Origin of the sequence: Nocardia transvalensis, assembly GCF_015477765.1 — a bacterium.
GTDB lineage: Bacteria > Actinomycetota > Actinomycetes > Mycobacteriales > Mycobacteriaceae > Nocardia > Nocardia transvalensis_A.
In genome coordinates, this window is record NZ_JADLQQ010000003.1 from 512,332 (window position 1) to 526,758 (window position 14,427).

Annotated in this window: 14 protein-coding genes and 1 pseudogene; 6 read left to right on the forward strand and 9 right to left on the reverse strand. The window is 68.7% G+C overall.

Going from position 1 to position 14,427, the window contains the following annotated elements; genetic code table 11:
* Positions 1-150 precede the first annotated feature (150 nt).
* Positions 151-852 (forward strand): SDR family oxidoreductase, encoded by a 702-nt coding sequence (locus IU452_RS10440; RefSeq protein WP_195108745.1) that lies wholly within the window; start codon positions 151-153, stop codon positions 850-852.
* A 245-nt stretch (positions 853-1,097) separates the two neighbouring features.
* On the opposite strand, the gene leuS is transcribed toward IU452_RS10440, so the two are convergent.
* Positions 1,098-3,989: a leucine--tRNA ligase gene (gene leuS / locus IU452_RS10445; protein ID WP_195108746.1), complete on the reverse strand. Its 2,892-nt coding sequence runs from the start codon at positions 3,987-3,989 to the stop codon at positions 1,098-1,100.
* Between the two features lie 137 nt (positions 3,990-4,126).
* Between leuS and IU452_RS10450 the strand changes: the two genes are divergently transcribed.
* Together IU452_RS10450 and IU452_RS10455 are read left to right on the forward strand one after the other, a co-directional pair.
* A complete protein-coding gene (locus tag IU452_RS10450; protein ID WP_324192538.1) occupies positions 4,127-4,528 on the forward strand; it encodes an SdpI family protein in 402 nt (133 codons plus the stop codon).
* A gap of 37 nt (positions 4,529-4,565) precedes the next feature.
* The gene (locus tag IU452_RS10455; RefSeq protein WP_324192539.1) at positions 4,566-5,177 is read left to right on the forward strand and encodes an HAD family hydrolase; all 612 of its coding nucleotides are present in this window, start codon (positions 4,566-4,568) and stop codon (positions 5,175-5,177) included.
* Here the strand turns inward: IU452_RS10455 and IU452_RS10460 are convergent.
* From IU452_RS10460 to IU452_RS10475, 4 genes are all read right to left on the reverse strand, one after another.
* Entirely contained in the window at positions 5,165-5,554 is a 390-nt protein-coding gene (locus IU452_RS10460; RefSeq protein WP_195108748.1) for a hypothetical protein, read from the reverse strand. The two genes, IU452_RS10455 and IU452_RS10460, sit on opposite strands and share 13 nt — an antisense overlap.
* 145 nt (positions 5,555-5,699) lie before the next feature.
* Positions 5,700-6,473, reverse strand: coding sequence for an ABC transporter permease (locus IU452_RS10465; protein WP_195108749.1), 774 nt, complete (start codon positions 6,471-6,473; stop codon positions 5,700-5,702).
* On the reverse strand, positions 6,470-7,426 hold the full coding sequence (locus tag IU452_RS10470; protein WP_195108750.1) for an ATP-binding cassette domain-containing protein: 957 nt from the start codon (positions 7,424-7,426) through the stop codon (positions 6,470-6,472). The genes IU452_RS10465 and IU452_RS10470 overlap by 4 nt, the downstream gene beginning before the upstream one ends.
* Positions 7,427-7,546: 120 nt before the next feature.
* Positions 7,547-8,083 carry an EXLDI protein gene (locus IU452_RS10475; protein WP_195108751.1) on the reverse strand — a complete coding sequence of 179 codons (537 nt, stop codon included), beginning with the start codon at positions 8,081-8,083 and terminating at the stop codon, positions 7,547-7,549.
* Positions 8,084-8,392: 309 nt separating this feature from the next.
* On the opposite strand from IU452_RS10475, the pseudogene IU452_RS39160 reads away from it, so the two are divergent.
* A pseudogene (locus IU452_RS39160) lies at positions 8,393-8,827 on the forward strand (aminotransferase class I/II-fold pyridoxal phosphate-dependent enzyme); the annotation flags it as partial.
* Between the two features lie 266 nt (positions 8,828-9,093).
* Here the strand turns inward: IU452_RS39160 and IU452_RS39165 are convergent.
* From IU452_RS39165 to IU452_RS10500, 4 genes are all read right to left on the reverse strand, one after another.
* Positions 9,094-9,843, reverse strand: coding sequence for an anti-sigma factor family protein (locus IU452_RS39165; RefSeq protein ID WP_195108752.1), 750 nt, complete (start codon positions 9,841-9,843; stop codon positions 9,094-9,096).
* Positions 9,840-10,433 carry a sigma-70 family RNA polymerase sigma factor gene (locus tag IU452_RS10490; RefSeq protein WP_228817111.1) on the reverse strand — a complete coding sequence of 198 codons (594 nt, stop codon included), beginning with the start codon at positions 10,431-10,433 and terminating at the stop codon, positions 9,840-9,842. Before IU452_RS10490 ends, IU452_RS39165 begins: the two co-directional genes overlap by 4 nt.
* A 67-nt stretch (positions 10,434-10,500) precedes the next feature.
* On the reverse strand, positions 10,501-11,115 hold the full coding sequence (locus IU452_RS10495; protein ID WP_195108753.1) for a YqgE/AlgH family protein: 615 nt from the start codon (positions 11,113-11,115) through the stop codon (positions 10,501-10,503).
* A gap of 58 nt (positions 11,116-11,173) precedes the next feature.
* Positions 11,174-11,491 (reverse strand): GNAT family N-acetyltransferase, encoded by a 318-nt coding sequence (locus IU452_RS10500; protein WP_324192540.1) that lies wholly within the window; start codon positions 11,489-11,491, stop codon positions 11,174-11,176.
* Positions 11,492-11,623: 132 nt separating this feature from the next.
* Between IU452_RS10500 and IU452_RS10505 the strand changes: the two genes are divergently transcribed.
* Complete coding sequence (locus IU452_RS10505) at positions 11,624-13,168, forward strand: alpha/beta fold hydrolase (RefSeq protein ID WP_195108754.1); 1,545 nt, start codon at positions 11,624-11,626, stop codon at positions 13,166-13,168.
* Between the two features lie 132 nt (positions 13,169-13,300).
* The gene (locus IU452_RS10510) at positions 13,301-14,425 is read left to right on the forward strand and encodes a glycerate kinase (protein ID WP_195108755.1); all 1,125 of its coding nucleotides are present in this window, start codon (positions 13,301-13,303) and stop codon (positions 14,423-14,425) included.
* Positions 14,426-14,427 lie beyond the last annotated feature (2 nt).

Here is a 14,427-nt window from a genome sequence, read left to right on the forward strand (position 1 = left end):
ATACACCCACCCGGGCGGTGATCGCCAGCTGTGTGGTTGCTGGTAACTCCCTGTGAAGGATGGGCTGTGGAGACCATCGTCAGAAGATCGCCGGCGGTTACGGTCCGGCCCCTCGCGAGCGGCGACGCAGGGCCCCGTTACCGTGAGGGCATGGCCGAGCCCAGCACCGACACCAAGCCGACCGCCCTGATCACGGGGGCGAGCCGCGGACTCGGCGCCGCGATCGCCCGTGAACTGGCACCTACGCACGATCTGCTGCTGGGTGCCCGGTCCGCCGATTCACTGACCGACATCCTGGCCGAATTGCCCGATGCCACACCGTGGCCGGTCGAGTTGACCGATTACGATGCGGTGGCCCGCGCGGCCACATCGATCGAACGGCTGGATGTGCTGGTGCACAACGCCGGTGTGGCCGAAGAGCTCGCCACCATCGCGGAGTCGTCGGTTACGCAGTGGAGGAACACTTTGGAGGCCAACCTCATTGCCGTCGCCGAGCTGACGCGGTTGTTGCTGCCTGCCCTGCGAGCGGCGAAAGGCCATGTGGTCCTGATCAATTCGGGTGCCGGATTGCGTGCCAACCCGCGCTGGGCCGTCTACGCCGCCAGCAAGTTCGGGCTGCGCGCCTTCGGAGACGCCCTGCGGCAGGAGGAATCGGATCTGCGCGTCACCTCCATCCACCCCGGCCGCATCGACACCGACATGCAACGAACCATCGTCGAAGGCGAACAGCGCGACTACCGCCCAAACGAATTCCTCACCCCCGAAACGGTCGCCCGCACCATCCGCAACGCCCTCGAAACCCCCCGCGACGCCCACCCCACCGAAATAGTCCTACGCCCAATCCCCCGCTGACCCCGGCGAAGAACGCGCCGGGGACCGAGGCTGCGGCCGCGCCCGGGGGCCGAGGCTGCGGCCGCGCCCGGGGGCCGAGGCTGCGGCCGCGCCCGGGGGCCGAGGATGCGGCCGCGCCCGGGGGCCGAGGATGCGGCCGCGCCCGGGGGCCGAGGATGCGGCCGCGCCCAAGGGCCCCCATTTAGGGAGCGGCCACCCTCATTTAGGGAGCGGCCGCCCTCATTCCCCGAGCGAAGCGAGGGGTGTCAGGCGACCACGTTGACCAGGCGGCCCGGGACGACGATCACCTTGCGGGGTTGCTTGCCGTTCAGGAACTCCAGGAGTTTTTCGTCGGACAGGGCGGCGGCTTCGACCGTTTCGGGGTCGGCGTCGGCGGGGACGCTGACGCGGCTGCGGACCTTGCCGTTGACCTGGATCGGGTATTCGACGGAATCCTCTACCAACAGAGCGGGATCGGCGACCGGGAACGGGCCGTGTGCCAGGGCGGTGGTGTGGCCCAGGCGCTCCCACAGTTCCTCGGCGATGTGCGGGGCCACGGGGGCCAGCATCAGCACCAGCGGTTCCACCACCGAGCGCGGGGCACCCTGCGGGTACTCCTTGGTCAGATGGTTGGTCAGCTCGATCAGCTTGGCGCCGGCGGTGTTGTCGCGCAGTGCGGCGTAGTCGGCGTCGACGCCGTCGATCGTCTTGTGCAGCAGCCGCAGCGTGGCCGCGGCGGGTTCGGCATCGGTGACCCGCACCCCGCCGGTCTCCTCGTCGACCACCAGTCGCCACACCCGCTGCAGGAACCGATGCGCACCCACCACATCCTTGGTCGCCCACGGGCGGGAGGTGTCCAGCGGTCCCATCGACATCTCGTAGAAGCGGAAGGTGTCCGCGCCGTACAGGTCGTACATCTCGTCCGGCGAGACGGCGTTCTTCAGCGATTTGCCGATCTTGCCGTACTCCTGGAACACCTCGATCTCCACGCCGGATTCGTTGGTCCAGAAGAACTTCCCGTCCCGCTCGACCACCTCGGCCGCGGGCACGTAGGCGCCGCGCTCGTCAGTGTAGGCGTAGGCCTGGATATAGCCCTGGTTGAACAGCCGCCGATACGGCTCCGAGCTCGAGACCTCACCCAGATCGAACAGCACCTTCTGCCAGAACCGCGAGTACAGCAGGTGCAGCACCGCATGCTCGACACCGCCGACGTACAGATCGACACCGCCCGGATCGTTCGGGCCGTGCACATCGGGGCGCGGGCCCAGCCAGTAGCGCTCGTTCTCCGGTGCGGCCAGTGCCTCGTGGTTGGTCGGATCGGTGTAGCGCAGCTGATACCAGGAACTACCCGCCCAGTTCGGCATGACATTGGTGTCGCGCCGATACTTCTTGGGCCCGTCGCCCAGATCCAGTTCGACCGTCACCCAGTCGGTGGCCTTGGCCAGCGGCGGAGACGGCTCGGAATCGGCGTCGTCCGGATCGAAGGTGACCGGCGCGAAGTCCTGCACGTCCGGAAGTTCCACCGGCAGCATGGATTCCGGCAGGGCATGCGGTCGATCGTGCTCGTCGTAGACGACCGGGAACGGTTCGCCCCAGTATCGCTGCCGGGCGAACAGCCAGTCCCGCAGCTTGTACTGCACGGTTCCCGTGCCGTGGCCGTCCTTCTCCAACTGCTCGACGACCTTCACCTTGGCCGTCTCCACGTCCAGGCCGTTCAGGTAGTCGGAGTTCACCAGCGTGCCCTCGCCGGTGTACGCCCCGGTCGCCACGCTGGCACCCGGATGCTTTTCGCCGGGGGGCGCAATGACTTCCACGATCGGCAGGCCGAAGGCGGTCGCGAATTCCCAGTCCCGCTGATCGTGGCCGGGCACCGCCATGATGGCGCCGGTGCCGTAGCCGCTCAGCACGTAGTCGGCGATGAAGATCGGCAGCTGCTCGCCGTTGACCGGGTTGGTGGCGTAGGCGCCCAGGAAGACACCGGTCTTGTCCTTGTTCTCCTGGCGCTCCAGATCCGACTTCGCGGCGATCGAGGTGCGGTATGCCGCAACGGCTTCCGCCGGGGTGGGGGACTGGAAGGTCCAGTGCGGATCGACACCCGCCGGCCACTGCGCGGTCACCAGGCGGTCCACCAACTCGTGTTCCGGAGCCAGGACGACATACGTTGCGCCGAACAGCGTGTCGGGCCGGGTGGTGAAGACCTCGACGGTCTCGCCATCGGCCGCGAAGCGCACCTGCGCGCCCCGCGAGCGCCCGATCCAGTTGCGCTGCATGGCCTTCACGTTCTCCGGCCAGTCCAGCAGCTCCAGATCGTCCACCAGCCGATCGGAATAGGCGGTGATGCGCATCATCCACTGCCGCAGCCGCTTGCGGAACACCGGGAAGTTGCCGCGCTCACTGCGGCCTTCGGCGGTGACCTCCTCGTTCGACAGCACCGTGCCCAGCCCCGGGCACCAGTTGACCACCGAATCGGACAGATACACCAGGCGGTAGGAGTCCAGCACCTCGCTGCGCTCGGCCTGCGACAGCTCCGCCCAGGCCCGCCCGTCCGGCGTTTCCCGCTTCCCGGAGGCGAATTCGGCCTCCAGGTCCGCGATCGGCCGCGCCTTGTTCGCCTCGGTGTCGTACCAGGCGTTGTAGATGCGCAGGAAGATCCACTGCGTCCACTTGTAGAACTCGGGATCGGTGGTCGCGAACGAGCGTCGGCTGTCGTGGCCCAGACCCAGCCGGGACAGTTGGCGACGCATATTGGTGATATTCGCCTCCGTCGTCGCCCGCGGGTGGGCGCCGGTCTGCACCGCGTACTGCTCGGCGGGCAGGCCGAAGGCGTCGTAACCCAGGGCGTGCAGGACGTTTCGGCCGTGCATGCGGTGATAGCGCGCGAACACGTCGGTGGCGATATAGCCCAGCGGGTGGCCGACGTGCAGGCCCGCGCCCGACGGGTACGGGAACATGTCCTGGATGAACAGCTTGTCGCGCGGTGTCTCACCCCGCAGCGGGCCCACCGGATTCGGCGCGTGGAAGGTGCCGCGCTCCTCCCATGCCTGCTGCCATTTGCGTTCGATTCGCCCGGCCAGGTCGGCGCTGTAGCGGTGTGCAGGCACGTCGCTGTCACCGGTCGCCACGGCGCCGGTCGTTTCGGTTACACGAGTGTCCTGCACGGTCCTGCCTTCTTGTTCGCCGACATCCCCGGATAAAGGTCGCTCACCAGGGTAAAGCGTGCCCGTGTCCGGACCCAAAAAGGGCCGCCCTGCCCGCACGTCGCCCGCGGGCGCCGGGTAGCGTGGGCGGAGTGTTCGTGGTGGCTGTGATCCTGTTCGTGCTGGCGGCGGTGGCCGTCGTCACCGGGGTACTGGGGTTGACCGGTGCACTGCCCCGCAATCGGTTCTTCGGAGTGCACACCGACGCGGCGCTGAGCTCGGAAGAGATCTTCCGGATCGCCAACCGGGTCGCCGCTCCCACCTCGATCGGTGCCGGTGTGTTGCTGGCGGCGGGTGGTCTGGTGGCACTGGCCGCGGGCGGTGTGATCGGGATCGGGGCCGCGGTGGTCGCCGCGGTGATCGCCCTGTTCGCGCTCGGCGCCGGGGCCAATGCGGCAGCGCAGTCCATTGCGGGCCTGGCTCCGGCTCCGCAGGTCGGCGGCTGTGGTCAGGCGTGCGGTGCCTGCTCACTGCGCGACGCCTGCCAACCCGCGAATTGAGTTGTCGGTCGGATGATCGACTGGTTAGCGTGACCTTGTGGCGCGCGGATTGACGGTCGGGTTCGACCTCGACATGACCCTGATCGACTCGCGTCCCGGCATCCGTGCCTGCTATGCGGCCCTGTCCGCGCGCACCGGCACGTATATCGACTGCGATCTGACGATCACCCGCCTCGGCCCGCCGCTCGAGCAGGAACTCGCGCACTGGTTTCCCGCCGACCAGATCTCGGCCATGGCCGACCTGTATCGCGAGATGTATCCCACCCACGCCATCACCGGCACGGTCATGATGCCGGGTGCGCGGGAGGCGGTCGAGGCCGTGCAGGCCGCCGGTGGTCGCGCCGTGGTGGTCACCGCGAAATACCAGCCGAATGCCGAACTGCACCTGACGCATCTGGGCATCGCCGCCGACGCGGTGATCGGCGATCTGTGGGCCGAGCGCAAGGCCCGGGCCCTGCGCGAGCACGGGGCCGCCGTCTACGTCGGTGATCATGTGGGAGACGTGCTCGGCGCGCGAACCGCCGAGGCGTATTCGGTCGCGGTCACCACCGGGCCGTGCGATTCGGACGAATTGCAGGCGGCGGGAGCCGATGTGGTGCTCGCCGATCTGACGGAATTCCCCGCGTGGTTGCGTGACTACTGTCGCTGACCCGTCCGGTCCGCGCACTCCGGCGGCGGAATGCTGTGCGACAGCGGGCTGCCCGCGGGATTGATGTAGACGACCGTGAGCATCAGCGGCTTCGTGCCGCCGTTGCGGGCGAGGTGGGCGTGCCGGGGGCCGCTCTGTTCGCGGAAGACGCGCCAGGGCCGATAGGTCACGGGTAGGCAGTCGGTACCCGGATGATCCAGTGCACTCCCGGTGACCAGGACGAACAACGTCCCGTCGTGAAAGTGCCAGCCACTGTCCCCGCCCGGCTCGATGACGGTCTGCCGGAGCACGAACTCCCAACGGGCGATCCGCAGGCGGGCCAGCACGCGACTGCGGGTGCCGGTCGCCGGTGCGGGATTGGGCCGGAAGGTTGCCATGTGGACATGATCCCCGCCCGGCCCGCAGAGCGGACCGGGCGGGGAAACGAGGGGGCGCTGCGGCCGACCGGGCGGGGAAACGCGGGGCAAGCGAAAGCCACGGCCGGGCGGGTTTCCATCCGGCCGTGGCTTTACCCCTCGTGGTTCAGCTGGTCTTGCGGCGGAATGAGCGGGTGGCCCACAGGTAGCCGACCAGCGCGATGCCCAGGCACCAGGCCACGGCCACGATCGCGTTGGTGCCGATCTCCGAACCCATCAGCAATCCGCGCAGGGTCTCGGTGATGGGGGTGAAGGGCTGGTACTGCGCAACGTGCCGCACACCGGTGGGCATGGTGTCGGTGGGCACCAGGCCGCTGCCCAGCATCGGCAGGTAGGTGATGAGGCTGGGCGAATTGCTGGCGGCCTCCACGGTGGAGGCGGACATGCCGAAGCCTGCCCCGAGCCAGCACAGGGCGAACAGCACCAACCCGAGCATCCCGAAGGCGGCCAGCCACTCGAGCACAGTGGCGTTGGGCCGGAATCCGAGCAGGAGCGCCACCCCGATCATGAGCGCGAGCCCGATCAGGCCCTGGATCACGGTGCCGATGACCTGGCCGCTGAGCATCGAGGAGTGGGCAACCGGCAGGGACCGGAAGCGATTCACGAAGCCCTTGGTCATATCGGAGGCGACCGCGACCGACACGACGACGACCATCAGTGCCGGAATCATCAGCAACATTCCCGGCGTGAGGTAGTTGAGGTACTTGCCGCCGCCCATACCCTTGCTCACCGCACCACCGAGGATGTAGTTGAACAGCAGGAGCAGACCCACCGGCATCACGAGGACGAATCCGGTCATCGAGGGATAGCGCTTGGCGTGCAACAGGTTTCGATGCAGCATGGTCTTGGTGTCGACCATGGAATAGGTCATCGTGCTCATCGTGCGGTTTCCTTGTCGGGGATGGATTGTCCGGTGAGGGTGAGGAATACGTCGTCGAGGTCGGGGGTGTGCACGGACAGCGCCTGCGGTTCGACTCCGATCTCGTCCAGGCGGTCGAGCAGGAAGCGCAGTGACTTCACCGAGCCATCCCCGGGCGTCACCAGGGTGAGTTCGTCGACTTCGGTGGTGTTGCCGATGATGCGGGCGGCGGCGGCCAGTTCGGACCGGTCGGCGAAACTCAGCCGGATATGTCCGCCCGGCACCAGTCGCTTCAACTGATCCGCGGTGCCCTCGGCGACGATGCGGCCGTGATCGAGGACGGCGATCCGATCGGCCAGTTCGTCGGCCTCCTCCAGATACTGGGTGGTGAGGAAGATCGTGACTCCGCCCGCGACCAGTTCGCGGATGATGTCCCACATGCCCCGTCGGCTGCGCGGGTCGAGTCCGACGGTCGGTTCGTCGAGGAAGATGATGCGCGGATCGCCGACCAGGGTCATCGCCAGATCGAGTCGACGCGTCATGCCACCGGAATAGCTGCTCGCCGGTTTGTCGGCGGCGTCGACCAGGTCGAAGCGGTGCAGCAGTTCGTCGGCCAGCCGGCGGCTCTCGCTGCGCGGCAGATGATGCAGATCGCCCATCAGCACCAGGTTTTCGCGACCGGTAAGCAGTTCGTCGACGGCGGCGAACTGGCCGGTCAGCCCGATCGCCGCCCGCACCGCATCGGGTTCGGCGTCGATATCGTGGCCGCCGACCCGGATCTCGCCGTCGTCGGCGCGCAGCAGCGTCGACAGGATCTGCACCGTCGTGGTCTTGCCGGCGCCGTTGGGCCCCAGGAGCGAGAAGATGGTGCCCTCGGGGACGGTGAGGTCGATGCTGTCGAGCACGACGTGGTCGCCGAAGGATTTCCGCAGGCCGGCGACCGAAATCGCCGGGAGGGGATACCCGCTGTACATGGGCGTCCTTCCATCAATGAATAGGGATGAATGCATGGGTCGACCGAGCCGTGACCGCGGAAGCGTGCGGTCAAGGTCTGGTCGGTGTTGCTCGGTTGTGCGGGCCGCCGGGCCCGTCGGTCAGATGTCGAGATCCTCGATCTGCGGATGTTCCGCCAGGTCGAGCACCCGCGCGTAGAGCGTGTCCGGAATCCTCCCCTTCAGGTCTGTCACCGAGTCGTAGATGTCGAGGCTGAAGTCACCCCAGTCGGGATCGCCCACGCCGAGCAGGCGGCGCCAGTCCGTCAGCTCCTTGAGCCAGTTCTTCTGGGCCTGCGTGTTGCGGATCTGCGTAGGCATCTCCGCCCACTTGCTGTACTGGGTGTGCAGCGCGAACTTGCCCTTCCGGGTGCGGAAGACGCGAATGCGCTCCCACTGCTTATCGTTGACGTCGCGCCATTCACCCAGCAGTGCGCCGGAGAAGCGGACCTGGCGGGTGCCGCTGCTGCCGACCCGGACGACGACCTCGTCGTAACCTTCCTGTCGGCCCTCCTCCAGTTCGATGAACCGGCGCAGCGCCGTCACGATCGCGCCGGACAGATTGCCGCCGACCAGCTCCTGTGCGCGCTGGAACAGGGGCAGATCGTCGTCGGATACGTACACGGTCTTGTTGGGCATGACTCCACTATATGTAGACGTATACGTACATGCAAGGCTCGGGCGCGATGGGGCCGGTGAACGCCTGCTTTCGCGTATCGACGTGCTGATCACCCAGACGCAGCTGCCGACCAATCCGGTGATGGGCTGTGGCCCCACTCGCGCAGGCGCCCGTGCCCGGCGACGGCTGCGGTGTCGGGCTCGCAACGGCTCGGTCGTGCTGATGGCGGCCTTCGCGCATGCCGGGGATTTCGCGGGAGCGGCGGCGGTGCGCTACGACCTGACCCTGAGCGAGAACCCTTTCCCCCATTGCCTTCGGTGCTCGAGGCGATGCGGCACGCGCTGGGCCGCGCCAACCGATGTCCGGAATTCCTGCCCCAGCGACTGCCCTGCCTGATCGCCGACCATCACCGTGGTGCGCGCCGGCGAGCTGAAGGCGTTCCTGTTCGGAATTCCTGGCGACGTGCCTGTGGTGCTGGACGAGGCGTACGTCGAATTCCTGGTGCCACCGATACTCTCGATCACCTGGAGCTCATCGCGCGCTATCCGAATCTGCTGGTGTTGCGCACCTTCTTCAAGGCCTACGGCCTGGCCGGGCTGCGCATCGGCTACGCGTTCGGGCAGGCCGAACTGGTGCGTCGGGTGCGCAGGCTGCAGCTCCCCTCCGGGGTTCCGGAGACGGCGGCGGCCTCGTATGCCGCCGGGGCCGAGCTGTCCGAGCGGATCCTGCGCATCACCACCGAGCGAGAGATGTTGCGAATATCGTTGCGCAGCAACGGTATCCGGGTCCCGCGCAGCCGGGCGAACTTCCTCTACCTGCCGGGCCCGGGCATTGTCGAGGCGCCGGCGCGGGCCGGTATCGCGGCCAAGAGTTATCCGGACGGGAGCGCCCGCGTTGCCGTCGGCGACCCCGACGCGGCTGCGGCGGTGCGCCACGTGCTGGAAAGTGGTGCGCCGGAGGGTATTCGGCGCTCGCTTCGCCGAGAGGGCACCGGCCTGTGGTCGCTCACCGTCCGCTCCGACCAGCAGCGTCAGGTCGCCGCCCGCAGGATCGTCGTCCCGCTGCTCGACCTGATCTCGACGGACGCGATCTGCCCGGGTGCCAGGTCCGTGGTTCGCGACAGGGTCAGCGCGTCGCCGGGTCCGGCCGACCATCCGAACAGCTTCGACGCCGCTCCCGCTCGCGGCGTCATCCACAGCTCGAAGTTCGCCTGATAGGGCGGGCCGACCGTGGCGTACCGGCACGACATCTCCACCGTCGCCTTGCCGTCGGCATCGATCACCTTGACACTGGCCGAGACCGGTGTCTGGACGACCGGATCCAGCCGACGTTCGGCGACCACCTGGGTGGCGGCGTGTGGCGTGCCGCGTTCGGTCACCGTCACCGTGATCGGCACGGCGATCGCGACCGCCGCGGCAGCCGCGACCACCGCCCCGCCGATCGCCGCCAACCGGCCGCGCCGACGATGCTCACGCGTCCGTTCCACCAGCCGGGGAAGTATCTCCGGCGGGTCCGGGGCGGCGACGGTCTCCGGCTCGTTCGGCTCCGTCAGCGCCAGCGCAACGCTGCCCTCGACCCGGCCGAGCAGGCCCGGCAATCCGGCCAGCTCCGCCACCGCCGCGCGGCACGAGGGGCAGTGCGCCAGATGTGCCTCGTACTCCAGGCGCTCGGCGCGACCGAGGGCGCCGAGCACGTACGGCCCGTCCCACGTCGCGTACTCGTCGCCCCGCTCGGGGCCGGCCGCGGCCCGGTCGTCCCAGGGTCGCGGGACGTCCGTCACTTCGTCACCCCCATCTGCTGTAGTGCCGAGCGCAGCGCGCGCATGCCGTAATGCATCCGGGACTTCACGGTGCCCTCGGGTATGGCCAATTCCGTCGCGATCTGCTGCGTCGACAGGCCACGGTAGTAGGCCCGCACGATCACCTCGCGGTGGTCGGTGCTCAGCCGGGCCAGCGCGTCGGCGATCAGCCAGCCGTCCACGGCACGATCCGCTTGATCGGGAGTCGGCTGCTCGGGCGGCTTGTCGGTGCGGTACTCGCGCCGGCGCCGGGCGCTGCGATGCTCGTCGACGGCCAGATTGCGGGCCACGGTGAACAGCCACGCCCGCGCGGATGCGGTGGTTTGATCGAGGACGTGCAGGCGCTGCCACGCCCGCAGCAGCGTCTCCTGCACGATGTCCTCGGCCCGCCCCGAATCCCCGACGAGACTGTAGGTGTAGCGCCACAGCGCCGTCGCGTGCTCGTCGTAGAGCGCCCGCAGCAGCTGCGCCTGCTCCGAATCGCCGTCCCGGCCGTCCCCGGCCGGCGAACCGGCACCGCGCGAGGGCCGGGTCTCTGCCCCCTCCCCGGGCGGGCGTGGTGAGCCGGCCATGTGCTCACCGCGTCAGTCGATAGGGCCGAGGTCGCAAGGAAGTGCCCACACTCGGTACATACGTATGTCAGTTCCGCTCTAGTTCGATCGGGTGTGTCGCCAGCAGCGACAGCGGCAGGGGTTGGCGGCGCAGCACCTGCGCCCACAGGTCGGTGCGGCCCGCGATCGGATCCGACGGCAGTGCCGACAGCACGATCCAGTCGCCGCGCTCCAACTCGCCCTCCAGCTGTCCGAACGTCCAGCCCGCATAGCCGGCGAAGATGCGGATGCCCTCGACCAGCGGTGCGACCACGTCCGGATCCGAATCCAGATCCAGCAGCGCCACCCGGCCGTCCACTCGGCGCAGGCCCGTCATCCGGTCGATGGCCATCCCGACCCGCACGGTCGCCAGGCACAGCGCGGCGTCCCGCTTGACCGGGCCGCCCAGATACAGTGCGCGCGGCGCGGCGGCCAGTTCGGCCCAGCGCGGCAACACGTCGGCCACGGCCGTATCGCTGGGGCGGTTCAGCACCACGCCGAGGCTGCCCGCGTCGTTGTGTTCCACGATGTACACCACGGTGCGCCGGAAGGACGGCTCGACCAGATCGGTCGCCGAGACCAGCAGCGTGCCGGGCCGGACCGCCTGGTCCTCGTGCCGGAATTCGCGTCGCGAGCGATCGCCGTGTTCCTCTGCGCGTGCCACCCCGCCATCATCGCACCGGAATCGCCCCTCTGTCGTTCAAGCTATGTCCATTTGCCGCTCATCGCGGCAATCCGAATCGCTCCCGCGCCCAATGCGGCACCAGCGCTAGATATTCCGGACGGGATTCGACGAAATGGTGGACCATCGGGCACAGCGGCAGAATCCCGTAGCCTTCGTCGCGGGTGGTGTCCAAGGCCGCCTTCACCAATTTGCGGCCGTAGCCCTGTCCCTCGTAACGGGGGTAGATCTCGGTGTGCACGAAGGCTCGTTCGCCCGCCGTGTCCTGATATTCCGTGGTCCCGGCGAGGTTGCCGTCGATATGCAGCTCGAACCGATCGAGGGAGGTGTTGTTGGTGACTGTCAGGCCGGATGACACGCCCTGAGCGTAGGGCCTGCCGGTAGCCGATGGTGGCCAAGTGACCGGCTCGGCGCGTCTCGAGTTGTCGTCGTCGGCGCGGCTGCTCAGAATGCTGTAGATCGGTGGTAACGACCGGAGAGAATGACGCGGATGGTGACACGACGGGGAGCCCGCCTGTCGGCAGGGGTGTTTGCCTTGTGCCTGGCCGCGAATCTGCTCGGTGCGACGGCCGACGCCGACGCCGCGGCGGTCTTCGGTCCCTGTCCGGACGGCGCGGTGACGCAAGGCCGGGGCGCCGAATGCGCGGTGATCGCGGTGCCGCGGGACTACACCACACCCGGCGGGCCGCGAGTCGAGTTGACGGTCAGTCGTATTCGGGCCACCGGCGAGCGATACGGCACGATCTTCGCCAATCCCGGCGGGCCCGGCGCCGATGCCCTCGATTATTGGGCGCGCCGCGCACCGGAGTTCCCCGCAGACCTGAGCGCCCACTACGACCGGGTCGCGGTGCAGCCGCGCGGGATGCCCTTTGCGACGCCGCTGGACTGCCGCGGTGCCGGGCACAAGGATCGCGGCGCCACCCGATCGGCCTGCGACGCCGCCCAACCCGGTTACGTGCAGACCATCACCACCGAGAACACCGCCCGCGACCTGGATGTGGTCCGGGCCGCGCTGGGGCTCGAGCGCATCGACTTCCTCGGCATCTCCTACGGCACCTATCTGGGCGCGGTGTATGCCTCGCTGTTCCCGGAACGGATCGACAAGTTGGTGCTCGACTCCAACGTGAATCCGGCCTGGGTGTGGACCGAGCAGTTCGCCCAGCAGCAGGTGGCGGGCAAGCAGCGGCTCGACGACCTGTTCTCCTGGATCGCCGCGCACGACGACGACTATCACCTCGGCGCGACCGCGCTGCGCGTGTATCAGAACTGGGTGCGGCTGGTGGTGGCCCAGGGCGGTGGCTGGTACGCCAACCTCACGCCGCCACCGGCGGCCACCGATGATGTTCCGGGGAATCTGCCCGCACCGCTGGCCGATATCGCTCGCGACGGATTCAACGGCAGCCGCGATCAGGTCGGTCAACTGCAGAATCTGGTGCGCACGTTGGCATCCGGGGGAGTGTCGGCGCAGGTGCCGCTGGTGGCGGCCACCGCGGTCGCCACCTACACCCGCACGTTCTGGCCGAGTTTTGCCCGGGCCATGGCCGAGGCCCAGGCCAACCCGTCCGACACCGGCCGGTTGCGGGCGCTGGAAGGGCTGGCCACGACCGATCCGACGGGCCGCGACGTGTTCTCGGCGATCACCTGCAACGAGAATGCGGTGCCGGGTCGGCCGGAGCTGATCGGTTCGGCCGCGGCGACGGTGGCATCGGGCGGTAATGCGTTCGACGCCCGCGCCGACCTGATTCGCTCCGGAGTGGCCTGTGACGGCTGGGATCCGGTGACCACCCCGGTGCCCATCGCCGACCACGGCCTGCGCACCCCACCGCTGGTGCTGCAGAGCCGTCACGATGCGCTCACCAAGTACGAGGGCGGGCCGGTCATGGCCGCGGCCCTGCACGGCAATCTGATCACGGTCGAGGGCGGCGACCACGGCACCTTCGCCCGCGGCAACACCGCGCTGGACCGGGCGGTCCTCACCTACCTGTCCACCGGCAAGGTCACCATCGACCGCGTGGACCAGGCTCCACTGGACTGAACGCCCGCCCGTCCGTCTCTCCGGCGGGCGTCGAGTCACTCGTCCGTCGAGTGCCCGGCGCGGTCGCGTGTCTTCTCCCATCGCAGCGCCGTCGAGTCGGTCTCGAAGGCGGACGGGCAGCAGAATGGCGTGATGCAGGAGAAACGAGTTCGGGTGGTGGTGGCGCCGGACAAGTTCAAGGGGTCGCTGACCGGACCGGAGGTGGCGGCGGCGGTGGCGGCGGGGATCGTGCGGGTGCGGCCGGAGGTGGAGGTTCGGCGGCTGCCGGTGGCCGATGGCGGGGACGGGACCGTCGAGGCGTTTCTGGCGGCGGGATGGGAGCGGGTGCCGGTGACGGCTGTCGGGCCGACCGGGGAGACGGTCGAGACCGCCTATGCCGTGCAGGGCTCGACGGCGGTCATCGAATTGGCGGCGGTCGTCGGATTGTCGAAACTTCCTGGCGGGCAATTCGATCCGCTGCATTCCAGTACCCACGGTCTCGGTCTGGCGATCGGGCATGCGCTGGACCGCGGGATGCGCGACATCGTGCTGGGGGTGGGTGGGAGCGCCTCCACCGACGGCGGCGCGGGCATGCTGCAGGCGCTCGGGTTGCGGATCCTCGATGCGGACGGACATGAATTGCCCAGGGGCGGAGCGGAACTCGTGCGAGCGGCGCGGGTGGATCGTTCCGGACTGCATCCGGCACTGGCCGGTGCGATGTTCACACTTGCCAGTGATGTGGACAATCCCCTGCTCGGAACACGCGGTGCCGCAGCTGTTTTCGGGCCGCAGAAGGGCGCCGATGCCCATCAGCGCGCGATTCTCGAAGCGGCGATGGCGAATTGGGCGGGACTGATAGACCCCGACTGTGCGGAGTGGCCCGGCGCGGGAGCCGCGGGCGGTACCGGATTCGGTGCCATGGCCGTGTTGAAGGCCGTCGAGCGCTCGGGTATCCGGGTGATCCTCGACCTGATCGACTTCCGCGCCCACCTGGCCGGTGCGGAGCTCGTGATCACCGGTGAAGGGTCGCTCGACGAGCAAACCCTGCACGGTAAGGCCCCGATGGGCGTGTGCGCGACGGCTCGTGCCGCCAACGTCCCGGTGGTCGCCGTCGCCGGGCGCTGCCTGCTCCCCGAGAGCAGGCTGCGCGCGGCGGGTTTCGACGCCTGCTTCGCCCTGAGCGATCTCGAACCCGATCCGGGTCGGTCGATGGCCGACGCGGCGCGGCTGCTCGAACGGCTCGGTTCGCTGATCGCCGAGCGCTACCTCGGTACCTGAGT

Coding starts and splice junctions, on each gene's coding strand:
- IU452_RS10440 (WP_195108745.1), top strand. CDS start 151: ATGGCCGAGCCCAGCACCGACACCAAGCCGACCGCCCTGATCACGGGG.
- IU452_RS10460 (WP_195108748.1), bottom strand. CDS start 5,554: ATGGCAACCTTCCGGCCCAATCCCGCACCGGCGACCGGCACCCGCAGT.
- IU452_RS10465 (WP_195108749.1), bottom strand. CDS start 6,473: ATGAGCACGATGACCTATTCCATGGTCGACACCAAGACCATGCTGCAT.
- IU452_RS10470 (WP_195108750.1), bottom strand. CDS start 7,426: ATGTACAGCGGGTATCCCCTCCCGGCGATTTCGGTCGCCGGCCTGCGG.
- IU452_RS10475 (WP_195108751.1), bottom strand. CDS start 8,083: ATGCCCAACAAGACCGTGTACGTATCCGACGACGATCTGCCCCTGTTC.
- IU452_RS10490 (WP_228817111.1), bottom strand. CDS start 10,433: ATGGCCGGCTCACCACGCCCGCCCGGGGAGGGGGCAGAGACCCGGCCC.
- IU452_RS10505 (WP_195108754.1), top strand. CDS start 11,624: ATGGTGACACGACGGGGAGCCCGCCTGTCGGCAGGGGTGTTTGCCTTG.
- IU452_RS10510 (WP_195108755.1), top strand. CDS start 13,301: ATGCAGGAGAAACGAGTTCGGGTGGTGGTGGCGCCGGACAAGTTCAAG.